The organism is Azoarcus sp. TTM-91, assembly GCF_012911025.1.
Lineage (GTDB): Bacteria > Pseudomonadota > Gammaproteobacteria > Burkholderiales > Rhodocyclaceae > Azoarcus.
Map to the genome: position 1 here is coordinate 1 of NZ_WUEI01000025.1, position 22,696 is coordinate 22,696.

The 22,696-nt window shown below is 69.2% G+C and carries 16 protein-coding genes and 1 tRNA gene; 7 read left to right on the forward strand and 10 right to left on the reverse strand.

All coding sequences use genetic code 11. The features are described 5' to 3' along the window. Both GRF61_RS09600 and GRF61_RS09605 read left to right on the forward strand, forming a co-directional pair. Positions 1-465 (forward strand): FecR domain-containing protein (locus GRF61_RS09600; RefSeq protein ID WP_211165859.1); only part of this gene is annotated, 465 nt, incomplete at its 5' end. Positions 466-599: 134 nt separating this feature from the next. Continuing rightward, complete coding sequence (locus GRF61_RS09605) at positions 600-3,065, forward strand: TonB-dependent siderophore receptor (protein ID WP_169150441.1); 2,466 nt, start codon at positions 600-602, stop codon at positions 3,063-3,065. A 414-nt stretch (positions 3,066-3,479) separates the two neighbouring features. Here GRF61_RS09605 and GRF61_RS09610 read toward each other — a convergent pair whose 3' ends face one another. The 10 genes from GRF61_RS09610 to GRF61_RS09655 all read right to left on the reverse strand — a co-directional run bounded on the left by GRF61_RS09610 (position 3,480) and on the right by GRF61_RS09655 (position 16,967). After that, complete coding sequence (locus tag GRF61_RS09610) at positions 3,480-6,539, reverse strand: efflux RND transporter permease subunit (protein WP_169150442.1); 3,060 nt, start codon at positions 6,537-6,539, stop codon at positions 3,480-3,482. Between the two features lie 10 nt (positions 6,540-6,549). Continuing rightward, complete coding sequence (locus GRF61_RS09615) at positions 6,550-7,692, reverse strand: efflux RND transporter periplasmic adaptor subunit (protein ID WP_169150443.1); 1,143 nt, start codon at positions 7,690-7,692, stop codon at positions 6,550-6,552. Between the two features lie 376 nt (positions 7,693-8,068). Beyond that, entirely contained in the window at positions 8,069-9,460 is a 1,392-nt protein-coding gene (locus GRF61_RS09620; protein WP_211165860.1) for an amidase family protein, read from the reverse strand. A gap of 48 nt (positions 9,461-9,508) precedes the next feature. Further along, a complete protein-coding gene (locus tag GRF61_RS09625; protein ID WP_169150445.1) occupies positions 9,509-10,693 on the reverse strand; it encodes an ABC transporter substrate-binding protein in 1,185 nt (394 codons plus the stop codon). Positions 10,694-11,108: 415 nt separating this feature from the next. Further along, complete coding sequence (lnt, locus tag GRF61_RS09630; protein WP_169150446.1) at positions 11,109-12,584, reverse strand: apolipoprotein N-acyltransferase; 1,476 nt, start codon at positions 12,582-12,584, stop codon at positions 11,109-11,111. A gap of 6 nt (positions 12,585-12,590) precedes the next feature. Next, complete coding sequence (locus tag GRF61_RS09635; protein ID WP_169150447.1) at positions 12,591-13,442, reverse strand: transporter associated domain-containing protein; 852 nt, start codon at positions 13,440-13,442, stop codon at positions 12,591-12,593. An 89-nt stretch (positions 13,443-13,531) separates the two neighbouring features. Next, the gene (ybeY, locus tag GRF61_RS09640; RefSeq protein WP_248281176.1) at positions 13,532-14,293 is read right to left on the reverse strand and encodes an rRNA maturation RNase YbeY; all 762 of its coding nucleotides are present in this window, start codon (positions 14,291-14,293) and stop codon (positions 13,532-13,534) included. Beyond that, positions 14,286-15,278 (reverse strand): PhoH family protein, encoded by a 993-nt coding sequence (locus GRF61_RS09645; protein WP_169150450.1) that lies wholly within the window; start codon positions 15,276-15,278, stop codon positions 14,286-14,288. Before GRF61_RS09645 ends, ybeY begins: the two co-directional genes overlap by 8 nt. Then, a complete protein-coding gene (gene miaB, locus GRF61_RS09650; RefSeq protein ID WP_169150452.1) occupies positions 15,278-16,627 on the reverse strand; it encodes a tRNA (N6-isopentenyl adenosine(37)-C2)-methylthiotransferase MiaB in 1,350 nt (449 codons plus the stop codon). The genes GRF61_RS09645 and miaB overlap by 1 nt, the downstream gene beginning before the upstream one ends. 13 nt (positions 16,628-16,640) lie before the next feature. Further along, positions 16,641-16,967 (reverse strand): hypothetical protein, encoded by a 327-nt coding sequence (locus GRF61_RS09655; protein ID WP_248281177.1) that lies wholly within the window; start codon positions 16,965-16,967, stop codon positions 16,641-16,643. Between the two features lie 199 nt (positions 16,968-17,166). Between GRF61_RS09655 and GRF61_RS09660 the strand changes: the two genes are divergently transcribed. From GRF61_RS09660 to GRF61_RS09680, 5 genes are all read left to right on the forward strand, one after another. After that, a tRNA-Met gene (locus GRF61_RS09660) sits at positions 17,167-17,243 on the forward strand. A gap of 187 nt (positions 17,244-17,430) precedes the next feature. Further along, positions 17,431-18,603, forward strand: coding sequence for an MFS transporter (locus GRF61_RS09665; RefSeq protein WP_169150453.1), 1,173 nt, complete (start codon positions 17,431-17,433; stop codon positions 18,601-18,603). Between the two features lie 126 nt (positions 18,604-18,729). Beyond that, positions 18,730-19,362 carry an RNA polymerase sigma factor gene (locus GRF61_RS09670; protein WP_211165861.1) on the forward strand — a complete coding sequence of 211 codons (633 nt, stop codon included), beginning with the start codon at positions 18,730-18,732 and terminating at the stop codon, positions 19,360-19,362. Then, complete coding sequence (locus tag GRF61_RS09675; RefSeq protein ID WP_169150454.1) at positions 19,343-20,203, forward strand: FecR domain-containing protein; 861 nt, start codon at positions 19,343-19,345, stop codon at positions 20,201-20,203. The genes GRF61_RS09670 and GRF61_RS09675 overlap by 20 nt, the downstream gene beginning before the upstream one ends. An 80-nt stretch (positions 20,204-20,283) precedes the next feature. Continuing rightward, complete coding sequence (locus GRF61_RS09680) at positions 20,284-22,686, forward strand: TonB-dependent receptor (protein ID WP_211165862.1); 2,403 nt, start codon at positions 20,284-20,286, stop codon at positions 22,684-22,686. Positions 22,687-22,696: the final 10 nt, after the last annotated feature.

The following is a 22,696-nucleotide window of genomic DNA, read 5'->3' on the forward strand; positions in this document are numbered from 1 at the left end:
TGTATAAGAGACAGCCCCTTCCGCGTGCATACGCCCGAGGGCAGCGTGCGCGCCCTGGGCACCCGCTTCTCGGTGCGCCGGCTGGGCGAAGCCACCCGCAGCGCGGTGTTCGAGGAGGCGGTGGAGATCCGCCCGGCGGACGGCCCCGCCCTCATCCTCGGCGCCGGCCAGCAGACCACCTTCAAGCGCGACGGCATCGCCTCCCCGCAAGGCGTGGACGCCGCCGCCGCGGCCTGGGAGCAAGGCATGCTGGTCGCCCGCGACATGCGGCTGGCGGATGTGGTCGCCGAACTCGACCGCTATCGCCTCGGCCTGCTGCGCTGTGATCCGGCGATCGCCGGGCTGCGCATCTCCGGCGTGATCTCGCTGCGCGACACCGACGCCGGCCTAGACGCGCTGGCGCACACCCTGCCGCTGCGCATCCAGCGCCACTCCCGCTACTGGGTCGACATCCAGGCCCTGTAAGCCCTGCGCCGGCGCCTCGTCCCGCCGGCGCGGAACATTTGCCGCACAGGTGATCACTTCTGCGCGCTCGCGCGGTATGGCAGGGAAGGCGCCGTGCGCGCCCCCCGCCAGCCAGACGAAGGACGACACCCGAAATGATCCGCCGCCATCCGCTAGACGGTCCCAAGCCGACTCCCTGCCTGCTCGCCGCCCTGCTGCGCGCGGCCTTCGCCGGCAGCCTCGCCCTTGCCGCCGCCCTGCCGGCCGCGGCGCAGTCCGCCAGCGAAACGGCCAGCGTGCGCAACCATGCCATCGGCCCCGGCGCGCTGGGCGACGTGCTGTCGAGCTATGCCGCGGCGGCCGGCGTGCAACTGGTGTTCGACCCCGCCCTGCTGGCCGGCCAGCACAGTAGCGGCCTGCAAGGCAGCCACGGCGTGCGCGAGGGCTTCGAACTGCTGCTGCGCGGCAGCGGCTTCCGCGCGGTGGAAAAGAGCCCCGGCGTGTATGCGCTGGAACCGCGCCCCCAGGGCTCAACGACCGCGCTGCCGGCGGTCACCGTCACCGAGTCGGTGCTGGGCAACCCGGCCATCACCGAGGGCAGCGGCTCCTACACCGCCAGCGGCCCGGCCACCAGCGCCACCGCTCTGGGCCTGAGCCTGCGTGAAACGCCACAGTCCGTCAGCGTGCTGACCCGCCAGCAGATGGACGACCAGGGCCTGATGACGCTGGACGACGCGGTCAAGAACGTCACCGGCCTGGTGATGCAGAAGGGCTACTACGTCGGCGAATCCGGCAACTTCAGCGCCCGCGGCTTCCCCATCGACAGCCTGATGCTGGACGGCCTGCCCACCAGCCTGGGCGCCAACGGCACCTTCAACGCCGACAACGAAGACCTCGCCATCTACGACCGGGTGGAAGTGGTGCGCGGCGCCACCGGCCTGCTCAGCGGCAGCGGCAACCCCTCGGCTTCGATCAACATGGTGCGCAAGCGCCCCACCGCCGAAGCCCAGGGCGCCTTCAGCGCCAGCGTCGGCAGCTGGGACAAATACCGGGTACAGGTGGACGGCAGCAAGGCCCTCAACCAGGCCGGCACCCTGCGCGGCCGCGCGGTGATCACCGCGCAGGACTCCCGCAGCTTCGCAGACAGCGTGCATGATCGTAACCAGCAGTTCTACGGCATCCTCGAAGCCGACCTCACCCCCGCCACCCTGCTGACCGCCGGCGTGCATTACCGCCGGGTAGACAACGACGGCCTCTACTCACGCCTGCCGACCAACACCGACGGCAGCTTCCTCGACCTCAACCGCTCCACCAACCTCGGCAACGACTTCGACAAGTGGGAGCAGACCACCACCACCGTGTTCGCCGAACTGGAGCACCGCTTCGACAACGACTGGAAAGCCAGGCTGGCCGCCACCCGGCGCTGGCAGGAAGTGGACATGATGTTCTCCGGCTTCGCCCGCACCGCCGGCGTGCTGCGCCAGAACACCCAGGCCTACGAGCTGGACAACCGCCAGGACAGCGTGGACGCCCGCCTCAGCGGCGAATACGCCTTGTTCGGCCGCAAGCACGAACTCGTCATCGGCGCCGGCTGGCGGCGGCTGGAGAACCACGGCACCGGCGGCTGGGCAAGCTACAGCTGGACTTCCAGCGCGCCGGCCATAGACCCGGCGAACTGGAGCAACTCCGCCGTGCCCGAGCCCAGCATAGACAGCAGCCTGTGGGCCCAGCAGGTCACCACCCGGCAAAGCGGCCTCTATGCCGCCACCCGCATCAACGTCAGCGACAGCCTCAAGCTCATCGCCGGCTCGCGCCTGAGCTGGTACGAGAGCGAAAACCTGCGCAACGACACCCGCTACCAGGTGATGCGCGAAGTCACCCCCTACGGCGGCGTGGTCTACGACCTGGACGACAAGCACTCCGTCTATGCCAGCTACACCCGCATCTTCCAGCCGCAGAGCGCCTACAACGCCAGCGGCAGCCTGCTGGACCCGATCACCGGCAGCAACTACGAGGCCGGCATCAAGGGCGAGTATTACGGCGGCCGCCTGAACGCCAGCCTGGCCGTGTTCCAGATCGATCAGGAAAACCGCGCCATCTCCGATACCAGCGGCCCCTCGCCCTGCCCCGGCACCACCTCCATCTATTGCTCGCGCGCCTCCGGCAAGGTGGAAAGCAAGGGCGTGGAACTGGAAGTGAGCGGCGAACCGCTGCCCGGCTGGCAGCTGGTGGCGGGCTACACCTATGTGCATGCGGAATACGTGAAGGATGCCGACCCGGCCAACGAAGGCCGCCGCTTCGACACCGCCTACCCCACCCACCAGTTCAAGCTCTCCACCGACTACCGCCTGCCCGGCGAGCTGGACCGCTGGCGCGTCGGCGGCTCGGTGTATGCGCAGAGCGCGATCTACGAAGCCGACACCAGCTACCGCATCGAACAGAAGCGCTACGCCCTGGTCGGCCTGCACGCCGGCTATCGCCTCGACGCCCGCACCAGCCTGCGGCTGAACGTGAACAACCTGTTCGACCGCAAATACTACGAAGGCGTGGGCTGGACCACCGGCGGCAACCAGTACGGCGCGCCGCGCAACTTCATGCTGACGGTGAATTACCAGCTGTAAAGAGGCGGCTTTCCAACGCTCACCGCCGGCCATAGGCTCACTGGACTGCGGGCGACTGGACGCGCGGCTTTCCCCCTCTCCGCTCCCGAGGACGCAGGCGAATAAGCACAGCATCGCTTCGCCCGCCGGAGCGCCCTGGGCCAGCAGGCCGCAGGGCCGGGGCGTGAAGCGAGGGTTGGGGGAGAGAAGGGAGCACGGCGCTCGTTCAACCGCAAGCGCCCTCAAAGGCGCTCCCCCCTCTCCTCACCTTACCCGGCTCCACACCCCAGCCCTGCGGCCACCGCGCCACCACACGCTCCGCCGGGCCAAACAGCGTTTCGCTTCTTCCCCCTGTGCCCCGCGACTGAAGAAGGCACATACCCACTGCGGCAGTGGCTGCTCTTGCAACAAGGAAAGCCCGCAAGCCCACAGCCATCACCCCGCCTTGCGCGGCATGAAACGCCGCTTCACCCACAGGCCGACGTCGTCCACATAGGTAAACACCGCCGGCACCACCAACAGGCTGAGCACGGTGGAGGTGATGAGGCCGCCGATCACCGCGATCGCCATCGGCGAACGGAAGCTAGCGTCGGCGGCGCCGGAGCCGAGGGCGATGGGCATCATGCCGGCGCCCATCGCCAGGGTGGTCATGACGATGGGGCGGGCGCGCTTGCGGCAGGCGTCCAGCAGCGCGTCAAAGCGCGACAGGCCGTGGTCGCGGCGGGCGACGATGGCGTATTCCACCAGCAGGATGGAGTTCTTGGTGGCGATGCCCATGAGCATGATCAGGCCGATCAGCGAGGGCATGGAGAAGCTCTTCTGCGCCAGCAACAGGCCAACGAAGGCGCCGCCCAGCGATAGCGGCAGCGCCGCCAGGATGGTCACCGGGTGCAGGAAGTCCTTGAACAGCAGCACCAGCACCACGTAGATGCACAGCACACCGGTGAGCATCGCCAGGCCGAAGCTGGCGAAGAGCTCGCCCATCACCTCGGCGTCGCCCACCTCCACCACCCGCACGCCCGGCGGCAGGTTGCGCACCGAGGGCAGCTGCGCCACCGCGGCGGTGACGTCGCCCAGCGGCGCGCCGGAGAGCTCGATCTCGAAGTTGATGTTGCGCGAGCGGTCGTAGCGGTCGATCACCGCCGGGCCGCCGGCCACCTCCAGCGTCGCCACCTCGCCCAGCAGCACCGGCCCGCGCGCGCCCGGCACCGCCAGCCGCTCCAGCACCGCGAGGTCCTTGCGCGCGGCGTCGTCTAGCCGCACCAGGATGGGCACCTGGCGCTGGGCGAGGTTGAGCTTGGCCAGCGACACGTCGTAGTCGCCTAGCGTCGCCACCCGCAGCGTTTCGCCGATGGCGTTGCTGGTGACGCCGAGGTCGGCCGCGCGGGCGAAGTCCGGCCGTACCGCGATCTCCGGCCGGATCAGGCTGGCGGTGGAGGCGATGCTGCCAAGGCCGGGGATGGTGCGCAGGTCGCGCTCCACCGCCAGCGCGGCGCTCTGCAGCGCGCGTGGGTCCTCACCGGCCAGCACCAGGATGTACTTCTCGCCGGAGCCGCCGAGGCCGACCTTGCTGCGCACGCCCGGCAGGCTTTCCAGCTCGCCGCGGATGTCATTCTCTATGCCCTGCTTGCGCGGCCGCTCGCCGCGCGGGGTGAGCTGCACGGTGAGGGTGGCCTTGCGCACCTCGGCCGTGCCCTGCGGGGCGAAGGGATCGCCACCGGCGCTGCCGGCACCTATGGTGGTGTAGATGCTCTGCACCTGCGGCAGCGCCGCCACCAACTGGCGGGCGCGCTCGGCCACCGCCTCGGTCTGCCTCAGCGTGCTGCCCGGCGGCAGCTCCAGGTAGATCTGCGTCTGGGAGTTGTCGTCCGGCGGGATGAAGCCGGTGGGCAGCAGTGGCACCAGCATCAGCGAGCCGATGAAGAACAGCGCCGCGCCGATCAGCGTCAGTCCGCGGTGCTTCAGGCAGCTGCGCGCCCAGCCTTCGTAGCGCACCAGCCAGCGCGGCTGGGGATGGTCGGCGGTGGGCCTGAGCAGGTAGGCGGCCATCATCGGCGTCAGCACGCGAGCCACCACCAGTGAGGCGAACACCGCCAGCGCGGCGGTCCAACCGAACTGCTTGAAGAACTTGCCGGCGACGCCGCTCATGAAGGCGGTGGGCAGGAACACCGCGATCAGGGTGAAGGTGGTGGCGATCACCGCCAGGCCGATCTCGTCCGCCGCCTCCATCGCCGCCTGGTAGGGCGATTTGCCCATGCGCAGGTGGCGCACGATGTTCTCGACTTCGACGATGGCGTCGTCCACCAGGATGCCGACCACCAGCGACAGCGCCAGCAGGGTGATGACGTTCACCGAGAAGCCGAACAGGTACATGCCGATGAAGGCGGGAATCACCGACAGCGGCAGCGCCACCGCCGACACCAGGGTGGCGCGCCAGTCGCGCAGGAACAGCCACACCACCACCACCGCCAGCAGCGCGCCCTCGTACAGCAGGTGCATGGAGCCGTCGTATTCCTCCTGCACCGGGGCGACGAAGTTGAAGGCTTCGGTGATCTGGATGTCCGGCCGCGCGGCACGCAATTCCTGCAGCGCCGCCTGCACCGCGGCGCCCACTTCCACCTCGCTCTCGCCGCGGCTGCGGGAAACCTCGAAGCCGACCACCGGCTTGCCGTCCAGCAGCGCCAGCGCGCGGCGCTCGGCCACCGTGTCCTCCACCGTGGCGACGTCAGCCAGGCGGACATGGCGGCCATCGGACAGCGCCAGCTCCAGCCGCGACAGCTCCTCGGCGCCACTCACCGTGCCCAGGGTGCGCATCGGCTGCTCGCCGTCGCCCAGGTCGGCGCGGCCGCCGGCGCTCTCGGTCTGCACCTGGCGCAGCTGGCGCGACACGTCCGCCGCGGTGGCGCCCAGCGCCTGCAGGCGCAGCGCGTCCAGGGTGACGCGGAACTCGCGGGTGACGCCGCCGACGCGGTTCACCGCACCCACGCCGCGCACCGCCAGCAGGCGGCGGGAGACGTCGTTGTCCACATACCAGGACAGCGCCTCGTCATCCATGCGCGGCGAGCTGATGGTGAAGGCCAGCACCGGCTGGGCGGCCAGGTCCACCTTGTTGACGATGGGGTCGCGCAGGTCGCCCGGCAGGTCGGCGCGCACCCGCGCCACCGCCGAACGCACGTCGTCCACCGCTTCCTGCACCGGCTTCTCCAGCCGGAACTCGACGGTGATGACGACGCCGCCGTCCTGCACCTTGGTGTAGATGTGCTTCAGCCCCTGCAGGGTGGCGATGGCGTCCTCGATCTTGCGCGCGACGTCGTTCTCCAGCTGGCCGGGGGTAGCGCCCGGCAGCGAGGCGGTGACGGTGACCGTCGGCAGCTCGATGTCGGGGAAGTTCTGCACCTTCATGCCGTTGAAGGACAGCAGGCCGGCGAAGGTGAGCAGCACGAACAGCATCACCGCCGGAATCGGATTGCGTATGGACCAGGCCGAAACGTTCATGGACGCGGCCTCAGCGTGCGGCGGGCGCGGCGGCGGGCGCCGGCGCCTCCGCCACCCGCACCAGGTCGCCGTCATTGAGGAAGCCAGCGCCGGCCACCGCCACCCGGGCCTCCGCCGGCAGCCCTTCCAGCACCTCCACCCGCTCGCCCACGCGGCGGCCGGTGCGCACCTTGAGCTGGCTCACCCGGCCGTCGCCGCCCACGCGGAAGACGTAGCTGAAGGCCTCGCGCACCACCACCGCCTGCTGCGGCAGCGTCATGCCCTCGCTGGCGCCGAGCTGGAATTCGCCGCGGGCGAACATGCCGGCGCGGGCGCCGCCGGGGCGCGGGATGTCCACATAGATGAGGCCGGAGCGGGACTGGGTATCCACCGTCGGCGCCACCATGCGCACCGTGCCGGCCACCTGCTCGCCGCTGGGCAGGGTCAGCGTCACCCCGGTGCCGGTGGCGACCTTGCCCAGCTCGGCAGAGGTCAGCGCCGCGCGCCACTCCAGCCGGCCGCGGCGGACCATGCGGAACAGCTCGGTGCCCATGGCGTTCACCGCGCCCACGGTGGCGCTGCGGGCGGAGATGACGCCGTCGTCCGGCGCCAGCACCCTGGTGCGCTTCAGCCGCAGCGCCTGGGCCTCCGCCGCCGCCCTGGCCGAGGCCAGCCGGGCCTGGGCGGTGCGCTCTGCGGTGAGGTACTGGGTGATGAGCTGGCGGCTCAGCGCGCCGCTCTCCTGCAAGTCGCGGGCGCGCTGGGCGTTGGCCGCCGCCTCAGCCACCGCCGCCTCGGCTTCGGCCACCGCCGCCTGCGCCTGGGCGAGGTCGATGCGCACTGTTTCCTCGTCGAACACCGCCAGCACCTGGCCGGCCTTGACCACGTCGCCGACGTTGACCCGCACTTCGGTGAGCCGCAGGTCGGCCACGCCGGCGCCTATGCTGGCCTCCTGCCAGGCGGCGATGTCGCCATTGGCGGTCAGGCGCAGCGGCAGCGAGTCGCGCCGGGGCACATCCACCGTCACCGTGAGCGCCGGCCGCTGTGCCGCCGCGTCGGCCTTGTCGGCGGCGCTCGCGGCGGAGGACGGCATCAGGAAGTAGGCCGCCGAGAGGGACACGAAGATGGCGGCGGGGAGCGCGAGGACAGCGAGGCGGGGCAGGTGGCGGTTCATGGGCGGCAGGCGGAGGTCATGCTCCACCGCCTTGCGGCGCGGCGGAGCGGTTCGGGGGGCTGGTGAGGGTCCAGGCCGGCGTCGCGGAACACCGGCAAAACGGCCGCCAGCCTATCACCGCAGCCATGCTGTTCGCACCACATTGGTGAGCAAATGACAGGAAAAGGCGTAACGATGGCGTTCGCCCGCCGCGAGAGCCGCCCTCCTCCGGCGTCGCCGCCGCCTTTTCGCCGCGCACCATCGACCGGCAGGCGAGCCTCGCCGTGGCCTCTTCAGCCTCGCTCCGGACTGGCCCGGCGCCTGGCAAGCCCCGCCCCTGGCCTGGCGGAGGACGCAGCCCGAGTGGCGGCCGGGCGGCCTGCGCCGGCCCTCCGGCTCAGCCCAGATACGGCGCGCTCGCCGGCGCCGGTACCACCTTGCCGAGCAGCGCCTCCAGCTGCTCGCCGAAATCCAGCAGGGTTTCGTCGGCGTAGCGCTGGGCGACGACCTGCACACCGAAGGGCAGGCCCTGCGCGGTGCAGCCCAACGGCAGGGCGAGCGCCGGCTGCTGGGTGAGGTTGAAGGGGTAGGTGTAGGGCGTGAGCGCAAACCAGTTGCCGGTTTCCTGCTCGATGCGCGCCGCCTGCGGATGCACCGCCGGCGCCAGGCAACCCAGCGGTGGCGCCGGCGTGGCGGTGGCCGGCGTCAGCAGGAAATCATGTTCGGCGAACACCCCGGCAAGGCGGTTGGCCGCCAGCCGCAGCCGGCTGCGGGCGCGGGCGAGCGCCTCCGCATCCAGCGCGCCGCCGAGGCGGCAGGTGCGCTGCAGCCGCGGGTCCAGCAGCGCCTGGCGCTCGGCCGGCCAGTCGACGAAGGTCTCGTGCAGCCGCGACGCCCACAGGTTCCAGCCCTCCTCCGCCGTATCCAGCCAGTCCAGCGGCACCTCGACCAGTTCGTGCCCCTGCGCCGCCAGCGTCTCCACCAGGCCGGCGAAGGCGTGGGCGATGTCCTCGTCCAGCATCGCCTGCCCGCCCAGGCGCGCCGCCCAGGCCAGGCGCAGCGGCCGCCGCGGCAGGCCACCGGGCTGGCGCGGGTAGAGCGAAGCGGGGTCGCGCGCATCCGGCCGGGCCAGCACCTGCATCGCCAGCCGGCAATCGGCCACGCTGCGGCTCAGCGGGCCGAGGTGGGCGAACTCGGCGAAAGCGCTCTGCGGCGGATTGGGAATGGCGGAAAACGTCGGCTTCAGCCCGACCAGCCCGCAGTAGGACGCCGGAATGCGCACCGAACCGCCGGCATCGCTGCCCAGCGCCAGCGGCCCCCAGCCCATCGCCACCTGGGCGGCGGCGCCGCAGCTGGAGCCGCCGGCGGTGTGCGCCGGCGCATGAGGGTTGCGGGTGACGCCGCCATGCGGGCTCTCGGACATCACCGCCCAGCCGAACTCGGTGGTGGTGGTCTTGCCGAACAGCACCGCGCCGCCGGCACGCAGCAGCGCCACCGCAGGCGCGTCCGCCGCCGGCAGCGGCTCGTCGGCAGTGGCCAGCGAGCCGCGCCGGGTGGGCCAGCCGGCGACGTTGCTCATGTCCTTGATGGACACCGGCACGCCGTCCAGCGGCCCCAGCGGCCGGCCCGCCTGCCAGCGCGCGGCGGAAGCGGCCGCAGCCGCCAACGCGCCTTCCCGGTCCAGCAGGGTGAAGGCGTTGATGGCCTGGCGGTCGTCGGCGATGGCGGCGAACAGGCTCTCCACCACCGCCACCGGCGACAAGCCGCCGGCGGCGTAGGCGGCCGTCATCTCAGCCGCGCTCCAGGCGTGGAGCGGGAGATCCGTGCGGCTCATGGCTCAGCGCGCCGGCGCGAAGGTTTCGAACTCGACGTTGCCCAGCCCGCCTTCGGCGCCGGCCACCGTCCCCACCTTCTCCAGCCGGCGGATGTAGTGGTTCTGCACCACGTCGCCGGTGGTGGCGTCTATCGTCAGCGGACCGCGCGGGCTCTCGAAGCTGACGCCCTTCAGCGCCGCCATCAGGCTCTCGCCGTCGGCCTTGCCGCCGGTCTTGCGCAGCGCGGCGTAGATGGCGGCCATGCCGTCGTAGGCGGCCACGCCCATGATGGTAGGCGGCTCATGCTTCTCGCCCAGTTCGACGAAGTCCCTGGCGAAACGCTGGTTGAGCTCGGAGCCGTGCAGCGCCGAATAGGGATAAACGCTGACCACGCCCAAGCCATTGTCGCCTATGGCCTTGAGGCTGTTCTCCATGACGATGTCGCCGGTGCCGATGAGCTTGATGCCGGCCTGGTCCAGCCCGCGGGCGCGGAACTCCTTCATGAAGGCCGGCGAGACATCGCCGGCATTGACGAAGCTGAACAGCACGTCCGGCTTCAGGTCCTTCACCTTCTGCAGGTAGGGCGCGAACTCCACCGTGGTCATCGGCACCCGCACATTGCCGATGACCTCGCCGCCGGCCTTCTTGTAGGCGCTCATGAAGGCGGCCTCCACGTCCAGCCCGGGGGCGTAGTCCGCCACCAGCACGTAGGCGCGCTTGTAGCCCTGCTTCACCGCCCATTCGGCGATGGGCGGCACCATGTCCGGATAGGTGAAGGACACCCGCGCCATGTAGGGCGACAGCTTGGTGAGCCCGCCGGCGGCGGCGTTCATGACCACCATAGGCACCTTGGCCTCGGTGGCGACCGGCGCCACCGCCGCCGCATTCGGCGTGAAGCCGAAGCCTGCCAGCACCTGCACCTTGTCGCGCACGACCAGCTCCTGCGCCAGTCGCTTGGCCAGCTCCGGCTTCGGCCCGCCGACGTCGCGATACACCACCTCGATGCGCTTGCCGGCCACGGTGTCGCCATGCTGCTTCTGGTAGGCGCGGATGCCGGTCTGCATCTGGCGGCCGAACTCGGCGAAGCTGCCGGACATCTCGCCGACGAAACCGATCTTGATCACTTCTTCGGCCGCCGCGGCGGACGCCACGGCGAAGACACCGGCAGCCAACAGACCACCGGCCAGCTTTCTGGAAAACGCGTGCATGGAAGCTCCTGCTTGTTGGGGAAGGGAGAAGCCGGCAACCGGCCTCCCGGCCCGCTCCTGCTCCGACAGCGCAGAGACCGCAAGCAGGCCGGGCCCGGCCGCGTTTCTCTGGCGGAAGCGACGGCAGGGCCCGGGCAGTGTAGGTAAACCTTGGCCCGAACATAAAGCGCCCAGGGGAAGGTTTGCATTTTCCGGATAGTGGGAAGGCTGGCTTGCAACAGGCGCCGGGAAAACCGACGTCGGCCAGAGCGATCTCATGGCGCTCTCCCTTCGTGGGAGACGGGCCGGGGAGAAAGGGTGCGGCGGTTGGGCTCGCGCTGAGACGCCCCTTCGGGGGCGCTCGCTCTCCCGGGAGCAAACCAGCGCTGCGGCGCGATGGCCTGCTTGCCAGCAGCCCACCGCCGCAGGAAGCGCCTCAGGCGGCGCGATTTCTCCCGCTGCGCGGCCATACCGCGCCCAGCAGTGCCAGCACCGCCAGGCCCAGCGCAGCCGCGTCACCCCAGCGGGCGTAGGGCGTCAGGCCCTGGTAGCCGCGGACTTCGGCATGTAGCGCGCCCGATTCGAAGGCGGGCAGCCGGGCGCTCACCTCACCATCCGGTTGCACCACCGCGGTCATGCCGGTGTTGGTGGAGCGCAGCATGGGCCGGCCGGTTTCCAGGGCGCGGGCGCGGGCGATCTGCAGGTGCTGCGGCAGCGCAAGCGAGTTGCCGTACCAGGCGAGGTTGGAGATGTTCAGCAGCAGAGTGGCCTCCGGCAGGCTGTCGAGCAGCTCTGCACCGAAGAGGTCTTCGTAGCAGATGTTCACCGCCACCTTCTGCCCGCCCAGGGCCAGCGGCGGCTGATGGGGCGCGCCGCGGGTCTGGTCGGACATCGGAATGTCCGCCAGCTGGTAGAACCAGCCGAACAGCGGCGGCGAGTACTCGCCGAAGGGCACCAGATGGCGCTTGGCGTAGTGCTGCGATGGCGCGCTGCCGAGGCTGACGGCGGCGTTGTAGATGTTGTCATCGGCGTCGCGGGTGAACAGGCCCAGCACCAGGTCGCCGCCGCCTGCCCGGGCATAGTCGGCGAGCAGATCCAGGTAGCCGCGGGGCAGCATGTCCGACAGCAGCGGCAGCGTGGTTTCCGGCAGCACCACCAGCTGCGCCGGGTTGTCCGCCACCATGCGGGCGTTGACCTGCAGCCAGTCCTGCAGCCGCGCCGGCGCCCACTTCAGGTCCTGCTCGATGTTGGTCTGCAGCAGCGCGACCTTCAGCGGTTCGCCCACCGGCTGGGTCCAGCCGATCTGGCGCAGGCCGGCGCCGGCGACGAAGAGCAGCGCCACCACGGCCGCCACACCGACGGCCTGCCGCCGCCGACGCCAGTCCGCCGCCACCGCCAGCGCGGCGACGAAAGCCACCAGAGCGCCAACGCCATACACGCCCAGCACCGGCAGGAAACCGGCCAGCGGCGACGGCGGCACCTGGGTGTAGCCCACCGCCAGCCAGGGGAAGCCGGTGAACAGCACGCCGCGCAGGTATTCGCCCAGCGTCCACAGGCCGGCGAACAGCGTCGCGCGGCGCCACGCGGCACCGCGCTGCAAGCGAACCTGCAAGGCACCGATCAGGCCAGGAAACAGCGCGAGGTAGGCGCAGAACAGGCCGATGGCGAGCGCTGCCAGCGGCGCTGGCATGCCGCCATAGCGGTGCAGCGCAATGAACAGCCAGGACACGCCGGCAGCAAAGGCGCCGAAGCCCCAGGCGAAACCAAGCAGGAAGCCGCTGCGCGCGCGCGGCGCGCCCGCCAGCAAGGCCGCCAGCACGGCGAGGGAGAAGAAGGCCAGCGGCATGGCGCCGAAGGGCGCGTAGGCGAACACGCTGGCGCCGCCCGCGAGCAGCGCGATCAGGAAGCGCATCGCGGGTCAGCTGCCGTCGGCGGCGGAGATCGCGGGGATGCGGTCCACCAGCAGGGTGTGGATGCGGCGGCTGTCGGCGCGCAGCACCTGGATGCGCAGGTCGCCCAGCACCACGCTCTCGCCGCGCTTGGGCAGGTGGCCCAGCTGGCGGATCACCAGGCCGCCTATGGTGTCGGCATCGTCATCGCTGAAGTCGGTGGCGAAGGCGGCATTGAACGCGTCCACCTCGGTGGTGGCCTTGACGCGGTAATGGCCGTACTGGTCGAGGCGGATGGCGTCGCCCACTTCGTCGAAGTCGTACTCGTCCTCGATGTCGCCGACGATCTGCTCCAGCACGTCCTCGATGGTGACCAGGCCGGCGACACCGCCGTACTCGTCCACCACGATGGCCATATGGTTGCGGCTGACGCGGAACTCGCGCAGCAGCACGTTGAGGCGCTTGGATTCGGGCACGAACACCGCCGGCCGCAGCATGCCGCGCAGGTCGAACTCACGGCCGGCGAAGAAGCGCAGCAGATCCTTGGCGAGCAGGATGCCGATGACGTCGTCCTTGTTCTCGCCCACCGCCGGGAAGCGGGAGTGGGCGGTGTCGATGACGAAGTCGGCGATCTTGTCCATCGGGTCTTCGACCCGGATTACATCCATCTGGGCGCGAGGCACCATCACGTCGCGCACCTGCAGGTCCGACATCTCCATCGCGCCCTCGATGATGGAGAGCGCGTCGGCATCGAGCAGGTTGCGCTCGAAGGCGGAGTGCAGCAGCGCAAGCAACTCCTCGCGATCTTCCGGCTCGCGCGAGAGCAGTGCAGAAAAACGTTCTATCAGTGACGGTTGCGGCTTGCCTGAGGGACTGTCCATTAGGGGTGTTGAGGGTAAGGAGTAAGGAGTGAAGCGCATGCAAGTTACATGCTGCCCCACTCCTGACGCCTCACCCGAGGCGTGCGCCGTCAGGCGCGCTCGGCGGCGTAAGGGTCGGCGTAACCCAGGCGCTTCAGGATCTCGCGCTCCAGGTCTTCCATCGTTTCGGCTTCGCGGTCGTTCTCGTGGTCATGGCCCTGCAGGTGCAGCATGCCGTGTACCACCAGGTGGGCGAAGTGGGCATCCACCGTCTTGCCCTGGGCGGCGGCCTCGCGCAGCACCACCGGCACGCACAGCACCAGGTCGCCGAACAGGGGCACGCCGGCCTCGTCCTCTTCACCATAGACGAAGGTGAGGACGTTGGTGGCGTAGTCCTTGCCGCGGAAATCGCGGTTCAGCGTGCGCCCTTCGTCCTCGCCGACCAAGCGGATGGTGACTTCGGCGTCGCGCAGCAGCGCGGCCTGCGCCCAGCGGCGGAACAGGTGCTTCTTCGGCGCAGCGGCCTTGTCGAGGCCGTCCAGCGCTTTCTGAACCGTCAGCGCCAGGGCCGGCGGCGTGGCCTGTTCCGGCAGGGAGAAGGACTCCACCGGCAGCAGGTCGCGGTGCACATCCACCCGCAGCGTCAGCACATTGCAGGCGCTGGCCTGCACGCTGACGACAGGCACCTCCGCCTCGTCGGCGGTCTCGGCCTCGATCTCCAGTTCGCCCCAACCCTGCGGCGGGAAGCCCAGCAGCAGGCGGCGGCCGTCGCCAATCTCGATCTCCAGCCGTTCGGCCTTGATCCGGCTGCGCTTGCCGTCGGCGCCGATGGCGACGATCTTCGGACTCAGCGCCTGTTGTTGCTTAGGCATCTCCACCCTCCTTCTTCTTTCTTTCTTCGTCGGCCCGGGCGTTGCGCGCGGCCTGCAGGTCATAGGCTTCGACGATGCGCGCCACCAGCGGATGGCGCACCACGTCTTCTTTCTGGAATTCGGTGAAGGCGAGGCCGCGGACGCCGGTCAGCACATCCTTGGCTTCGCGCAGGCCGCTGCGCACGCCGCGCGGCAGGTCCACCTGAGTGAGGTCGCCGGTCACCACCGCGCGGGCGCCGAAGCCGATGCGGGTGAGGAACATCTTCATCTGTTCCGGCGTGGTGTTCTGCGCCTCGTCCAGGATGATGAAGGCGTTGTTCAGCGTGCGCCCACGCATGAAGGCGAGCGGCGCGATCTCGATGCTGCCGCGCTCGAACAGCTTGCCCACGCGGTCGAAACCCATCAGGTCGTAGAGCGCGTCGTACAGCGGCCGCAGGTAGGGATCCACCTTCTGTGCCAGGTCGCCCGGCAGGAAGCCCAGCCGCTCGCCCGCCTCCACCGCCGGACGGGTGAGGATGATGCGCTCGACCAGATCGCGCTCGAAGGCGTCCACCGCGCTCGCCACCGCCAGGTAGGTCTTGCCGGTACCGGCGGGGCCGATGCCGAAGGTGATGTCGTGATCCTGGATGTTGCGCAGGTATTCGACCTGGCGCGGCGTGCGCCCGTGCAGCTCGCTGCGGCGGGTGAGCAGCGCCGGCGCCGCCGGCAGCAGCGGCTCGGTACGGTTGGCGATTTCCACCAGGCCGAGCTGGATGTCATCCACCGACAGGTGATTGCCGGCGCGGCCATAGAACTGGCGCAGCGCCTGCGCCGCCAGCTGGCTGCGCGCGGTGTCGCCATGCACCGCGAAGCGCTCGCCGCGGCGGGCGATGGTGACGTCGAAGGCGCTCTCGATCTGACGCAGGTTTTCGTCCAGCGCGCCGCACAGATTGGCCAGGCGGACGTTGTCCACCGGCTCCAGCACGACTTCCAGTTCAGCCGACATCACGACTCCCGAACGACGATCTCGCCGCGCAGGCTGTGCGGCAGCGCGGCGGTGATGCGAACGTCTACGAACTGGTTGATCAACCGCGCCCGGTTGGGCGAGGGCGCGACGAAGTTCACCACCCGGTTGTTGCCGGTGCGGCCGGCCAGCTCATCCGGGTTCTTCTTGGACGGCCCTTCCACCAGGATGCGCTGCACCGTGCCGACCATGGCCTGGCTGATGGCGCTGGCCTGCTCGTCGATGCGCTTCTGCAGCCGCGCCAGCCAGGCCAGCTTGGTTTCCTGCGGTACCGGGTCTTCCAGCTCGGCCGCCGGCGTGCCGGGGCGGGCGCTGTAGACGAAGCTGAAGGAAGAATCGAAGCCGATCTCCTCGATCAGCTTCATCGTCTTCTCGAAGTCTTCCTCGGTTTCGCCGGGGAAGCCGACGATGAAGTCGGAGGACAGCGACAAGTCCGGCCGCGCCGCGCGCAGCTTCTTCACCACCGACTTGAACTCGATCGCGGTGTAGCCGCGCTTCATCGCCGCCAGGATGCGGTCGGAGCCGGACTGCACCGGCAGATGCAGGTGAGAGACCAGCTTGGGCAGGCGGGCGTAAGCCTCGAACATGCGCGGCGTCATCTCGCGCGGATGGGAGGTGGTGTAACGCACCCGCTCGATGCCGGGGATCTCGCACACGCACTCGAGCAGGAAGGCGAAATCGCCGGTTTCCTCGTCGTCGCGGCTCATGGCACCACGCCAGGCGTTCACGTTCTGGCCGAGCAGGGTCACTTCCTTCACGCCCTGGCCGGCGAGGCCGGCGATTTCCGCCAGCACGTCGCCCAGCGGACGGGAAACTTCCTCGCCGCGGGTGTAAGGCACCACGCAGAAGGTGCAGTACTTGGAGCAGCCTTCCATGATGGAGACGAAGGCGCTGGCCCCCTCGACCCGCGCCGGCGGCAGGGCGTCGAACTTCTCGATTTCGGGGAAGGAGATATCCACCTGCGAGCGGCCGCTGCGCCGCCGCGCCTCGATCAGCGCCGGCAGGCGATGCAGGGTCTGCGGCCCGAACACCACGTCCACGTATGGCGCGCGGGCGACGATGGCCTCGCCTTCCTGGCTGGCCACGCAACCGCCGACGCCGATGATCAGCTCCGGCTTCTGCTGCTTCAGCAGCCGGGCGCGGCCAAGGTCGTGGAACACCCGCTCCTGCGCCTTCTCGCGCACCGAGCAGGTGTTGAAGAGGATCACGTCCGCCTCTTCCACGTTGTCCGTCTTGGTGAGGCCTTCGGCCACGCCGAGCACGTCTGCCATCTTGTCGGAGTCGTACTCGTTCATCTGGCACCCGAAGGTGCGGATGTACAGCTTCTTCATGGAATTCGCTTGATCACTGCTTGGGGTCGGCCACCGCGGCCTCTTCCGGGGTGAGCAACCACACCCGGTGGACCTGGCCATTGTTGTCCATCACCGCCCGCACCTTGTACTCGCCATGGATGTGGCTGGGCAGCACGATGAAGTTGCGCGAGTCCCGGATCTGCGCGCCTGGGCTGAGGCGGTAGGCGGTGTCATCCACCGCGACGCTGTCGCCGCCGGCGAAGCTCATCTCCATCTTCTTCGCCGTCGCCGGGAAAGGGCGCAGGGCATAGGCGCAGCCAAGCTGGCCGCCGAAGACGGACAGGATCAGACCAAGGGCGAGGAAGCGGGAGGTGCGCAAGGCGAACCGGCAGGGCCGGGACTTAGGGAAAGATAGTTCGCGATCATCCCCGAAGCCCCTGGCGATGTCAATTCAAAAGCCTTATAAATCAAGCCCTCCGCTCCCGGCGGGGCCGCCATCTACCCAGAAAGTCGCATTCCGCATCGCAATAGCGATATTGACGGCCTCACGGACGCCCGCTATATTCGCGAGCTCGGTTGGTGATGTAGCTCAGACGGTTAGAGCGACGGATTCATAACCCGTAGGTCGGCGGTTCGATTCCGCCCATCACCACCATACGGATTCGGCAGAAGGGCCTGGGCAACCGGGCCCTTTTTGCTTTCCGGCCTACTCTCATTGCGACGAGCGCGGCTGCCGTCACGGCCATTCTTGCCTCCACCGCAATTATCCTTCGACGAAACCTGCGTTTTTCCGCAGCAATACCGGCGCCAGACTGCGCACTCCCCCAACCCGGAGTGCTCCCATGCCCATCGCCCTGCTGGCGCTAACCGTAAGCGCCTTCGCCATTGGCACCACCGAATTCGTCATCGTCGGCCTGATCCCCACCATCGCTGCCGATCTCGCCGTCAGTCTGCCCTCCGCCGGCCTGCTCGTCAGCCTCTATGCACTGGGCGTCGCCATCGGCGCACCGCTGCTTACCGCCCTCACCGGCCATATGCCGCGCAAGCATCTGCTGCTGGCGCTGATGGCCCTGTTCACCGCCGGCAACCTGCTGGCCTGGCATGCGCCGGGCTATGAATCGCTGATCGCCGCCCGGGTGCTCACCGGGCTGGCCCATGGCGTGTTCTTCTCCATCGGCTCCACCATCGCTACCAGCCTGGTGCCGAAGGAACGGGCGGCGAGCGCCATCGCGATCATGTTCACCGGGCTGACGGTGGCGCTGGTCACCGGCGTTCCGCTGGGCACCCTCGTCGGCCAGCACTTCGGCTGGCGCGCCACCTTCCTCGCGGTTTCCGCGCTCGGGGTCGTGGCGTTCTTCGCCAGCCTGCTGTTCGTCCCGCCTCGCATTCCCCACACGCCGCCGGCCTCGCTGCTGCGTCAACTGGAGGTGCTCGCCCAGCCGCGGCTGCTGATGGTGTATGCGAAGACGGCGCTGGGCTATGGCGGCTCCTTCATCGCCTTCACCTTCCTTGCCCCCATCCTGCAGCAGGTGAGCGGCTTCAGCGCCGCTGCGGTCAGCCTGGTGCTGCTGGTCTACGGAGTGTCGGTTGCGGCCGGCAATCTGTGGGGCGGCAAACTGGCGGACCGCCACGGGCCGATACGGGCGCTGCAACTCATCTTCCTGCTGCTCGCCGCAGTGCTGCTGATGCTCACCTTTACCGCGCCGCATCCAGTGCTGGCGCTGCTCACCGTGCTGTTGTGGGGCGCGGTCGCCTTCGGCAACGTGCCGGGGCTGCAGGTGTATGTGGTGCAGCAGGCCGAGCGCCACGCGCCGCATGCGGTGGACGTGGCCTCCGGCCTGAACATCGCCGCCTTCAACCTCGGCATTGCCGGCGGCGCCTGGGCGGGCGGGCTGATCGTGGCGAATGCCGGGCTGATGCACACGCCCTGGGTCGGCGCGCTGGTAGTGCTGCTGGCCTTCGGCCTGACCACCTGGAGCGGCCGGCTGGACCGGCTGGCCGCCTGCGCGACCTGAGACCATCGCGCATGAGGGAAAGACTTGGCGACGCGAGGTGCTTGCGGGCAAGAAAAGGAATGGTAATAATTCTCATTAAATACGCCCCTGCGGCAGCCCCGCTCCGCCAGTCCGGAACCCTAGCGTTTGCCCGTCGCCACTTCCCCCCTCTCCTGCAGCGCCAGCAGCCCGGCCCCCAAAGGCAGCCGCTTGCTGGCGGCCATCGTCCGCCACTACGACGATCTGGTTAACCATGTCCGTCAGCACATCGGTCGCCGCGGCGGCGACCGGGCCGAAGCCCAGGATGTGGTGCACGATGTCTGCGTGGAGTTGATCGAACGGCCGCCCGAGGGCGAGATCCGGGTACCGCTGGCTTTTCTGCGGGAGATTGCCTCCCGCCGCGCCATCGACCGCTATCGCAGCGAAGCCGCCCAACGGCAGTGGCTGGAGCATGCGGCGGAACTGCCGGAGTGTGCCGACCCCTCGCCCTTCGGCCGCGACCCGGCGCTGCTCTTCGCCGGCCGCGAGCGCCTGGCCTGTCTGGCCAGCGCCATCGAGGCGCTGCCGCCGCGCTGCCGCGACGTCTTCGTGATGCACAAGATCCACCAGCTGGAACAGGCCGAAGTAGCCGATCAGCTCGGCATTTCGCTGAAGACGGTGGAGAAGCACCTGCGCCTGGGCATGACAGCCTGCCGCCTTGCCCTGGACGATACAATCGCGGCCTCCTCCACGCCGCCACGTCCCGCGCCCTCGCCCCGCAATGCCCACGCACCGAGCTGACTCCCGCCCACCCTCCGGCGATACGCAAGCCCCCGCCACAGCCCTGGACGAGTTGCTGAGCGATGAGCGGGAAGCGCTGAAGCAGCTCTTTCCGCTGCCCGGCGGCGCCTCACAGGCGCGGAAGAAGCCCAGGCGGAAGGAGCAAGTAGCAGCGGCCATCGGCGGCAGCCTGCTGCTGGCGGTGCTGGCCGTACTCGACCCGCCCTACGCCGAGGAGCGCTTCCAGACCGCCGTCGGCGAGCAACGCACAGTAACGCTGGCGGACGGCAGCCGGATCACGCTGGACACCGCCAGCGCGCTGCGCGTGTCCTGGCATCTGCGCAGCCGCCGCAGCGTGCTGGAGCAAGGCCGCGCCTCCTTCGCCATCGCCCCCATGGTCATCCGCCCCTTCGAGGTGGATGCAGGCCGCTTCAGCGTGCAGGTGGTTGGCACCATTTTCGACGTGGTGCGCAGCCCGGAGCAATCCAGCGTCACCCTGAGCGAGGGCGCCGTCCAGGTGACATCCATCGACGGCGGTACAAGCCGGCTGGCACCTGGCCAGCGCCTGTCCGCCCGCAACGGAAGCGCCGCACAGACGGGCCAGGTGGATCTGGAACGTGAAAGCGCCTGGCGGGAAGGCCGGCTGGTGTTCGACCACACCCCGCTCGGCGAAGCCCTGGCCGAGATCGCCCGCTACCGCAGCCAGCCGGTGCGGCTGCATGGCGAGCACCTAGCTGCCCTGGAGGTTTCCGGCGTGTTCGACACCGCCAATACTGATCAGGCGCTCTCCCTGCTGCCGCGCATCCTGCCCGTGCGGGTAAGCCCGCAGGCCGACGGCAGCGTGGATATCAGCCCGCGCTGAATTTTTTTGCCGGGAGAGGTAGGGTTGGGCGCAACGGCGCTCGACATGGTCCTTGAAGTCCTCACTTTCAAGGAAAACCCGTGGCTCGCTCCTCCTCTCTCCTGCCCCGCGCCGCCCTGCGCCTGTCCACGCTGGCCGCAGGCGTGCTGCTCGCCTGCGCCGCCCACGCGCAAACCGCCTCCGTCCGTTTCGACCAGGCAGCCGAGCCGCTGGACCGCGCCCTGAACGAAGCCGCCCGCCGCGCCGGCGTGCAGGTCTTCTTCGCCTCCAACATCACCGCCGGTCGCCGCGCACCGGCGCTGCGCGGCGACTACACCCCACGCGAAGCGCTGGAACGCCTGCTCGCCGGCAGCGGCCTGCGCCTGCAGGCCCGGGATGAGCGCACCTTCACCGTTGAAAGCGCGCCCAGCGCCAGCAACGGCGCTACCGAACTCGCCACCGTCACGGTGAACGCCAGCGCCGACGCCTCCGCCGCCGGCTTGCCACCCAATTTCGCCGGCAACCAAGTCGCGCGCGGCGGCCGCATCGGCCTGCTGGGCAACCGCGACATCATGGAAACGCCCTTCAACACCACCGCCTACACCGCCGAGCTGATCCAGGACCAGCAGGCGAGAAGCGTTGGCGACGTGCTGCTCAACGATCCCTCGGTCCGCGCAGCCCGGGGCTTCGGCAACTTCCAGGAGCTGTACGTGATCCGCGGCTTCCCCGTTTACTCCGATGACATGATGTACAACGGTCTCTATGGCGTGCTGCCGCGCCAGTACGTGGCCACCGAATTCGTCGAGCGGGTGGAAGTCTTCCGTGGCGCCAACACCTTCCTCAACGGCGCGGCCCCCGGTAACAGCGGCGTCGGCGGCGCGATCAATCTGCTGCCCAAGCGCGCGCCCAACGACCCGCTGACCCAGGTCACCGTCGGTGTCGAAAGCGGCGGCCAGGCTTACGTCTCGACTGACATCGCCCGCCGCTTCGGCCCGGAAAACCGGCTGGGCGTGCGCCTCAACGCCGCCAAGCGCGACGGCGACACAGGCGTGCACAAGGAAAGCCGGGAACTGGATATGTTCTCCATCGGTATCGACTACCGCGGCAACGACTTCCGCCTCTCCGCAGACGTCGGCCACCAGTACCAGCGCCTGGATGATCCCCGCCCCAGCGTCACGCCCAACGGCGGCATTCCCCGCGTGCCTGATGCCGAGGACAACTACGCCCAGCCCTGGACCTACTCTGAAGAACGCCAGACCTTCGGCACCTTCCGCGCCGAGTTCGACCTATCGAGCAGTGTGACTGCCTGGCTGGCCGCCGGCATGCGTGAAGGCCGGGAAGAAAACTCGCTGGCGAACCCCCGGGCCACCGCCAACGGCAATACTACGGCGTCCCGTTTCGATAACGTCCGTAAAGAGATCGCCCACACGGGTGAGTTCGGCATGCGGGGCACCGCAAGAACCGGCGAGGTCTCACACACCTGGGCAGCCTCGGCCTCCCATTTCAGCCTGGATCTCAGCAATGCCTTCGCCTCCGGAGGCTCCTTGCCCAGTGATCTTTACCATCCGGTCGACTCCCCCAAGCCAATCGTCCCCATCACCATGGATATGTCGTCGCCCCGCACCACCGACCGGACCATCACCAGCGGCGTCTCCATTGCCGACACCCTGGGCTTTCTGAACGACTCACTGCTTCTAACTCTGGGCGTCCGCCATCAGACCATCCAGACCAAGGCCTACAGCTCCGCCACTGGAGCCCGCACGAGCACTTTCGAAAAGAGCAAGGTTCTGCCCATGGTCGGCGCGGTGTACAAGCTGAATCCGCAGTTTTCCGCCTATGCAAACTACATCGAAGGCCTGCAGAAAGGACCTCAGGCCGGCACCTCCAGCGCGACACCCGGCCGCCAGCTTCCGCCCTACCGCTCGAAACAAGGTGAAGTGGGTCTGAAGTACGACGGCGGCAAGCTGGGTGGCGCCATATCGCTATTCCAGACGGCTCGCCCCTTCGGCGCAGATAAAGACGGCGAGTTCAAGGAGGCAGGCGAGCAGCTCAACCGAGGCCTGGAACTCACCGCTTATGGCGAGCCGGTCAGCGGCGTGCGGGTGCTCGGCGGTGCCACCTTCATTTACTCGGAGCAGACCAAGACCGACAAGGGTCAGTACGACGGCAAACACGCGGTCGGCGTGCCTGCTACCCAATTGAACCTGGGAGCCGAGTGGGACATTCCTGGTATATCCGGCTTGTCGCTCAACGCCCGCGTCATCCATACCTCGTCCCAGTACGCCAGCGCGGACAACACGCTGAAGATCCCGTCCTGGACACGTTACGACCTCGGCGCCCGCTACCTGACCACCCTGGGCGGCCAGGTGGTCACCTTGCGCGCCCGCGTGGACAACGTCACCAACAAGGCGTACTGGGCCTCCACCGGCGGCTATCCCGGCGCCAACTACCTGGTGCAGGGCGCGCCGCGCACCTTCGTGCTCAGCGCCACTGTCGACTTCTGATGACGGCCGC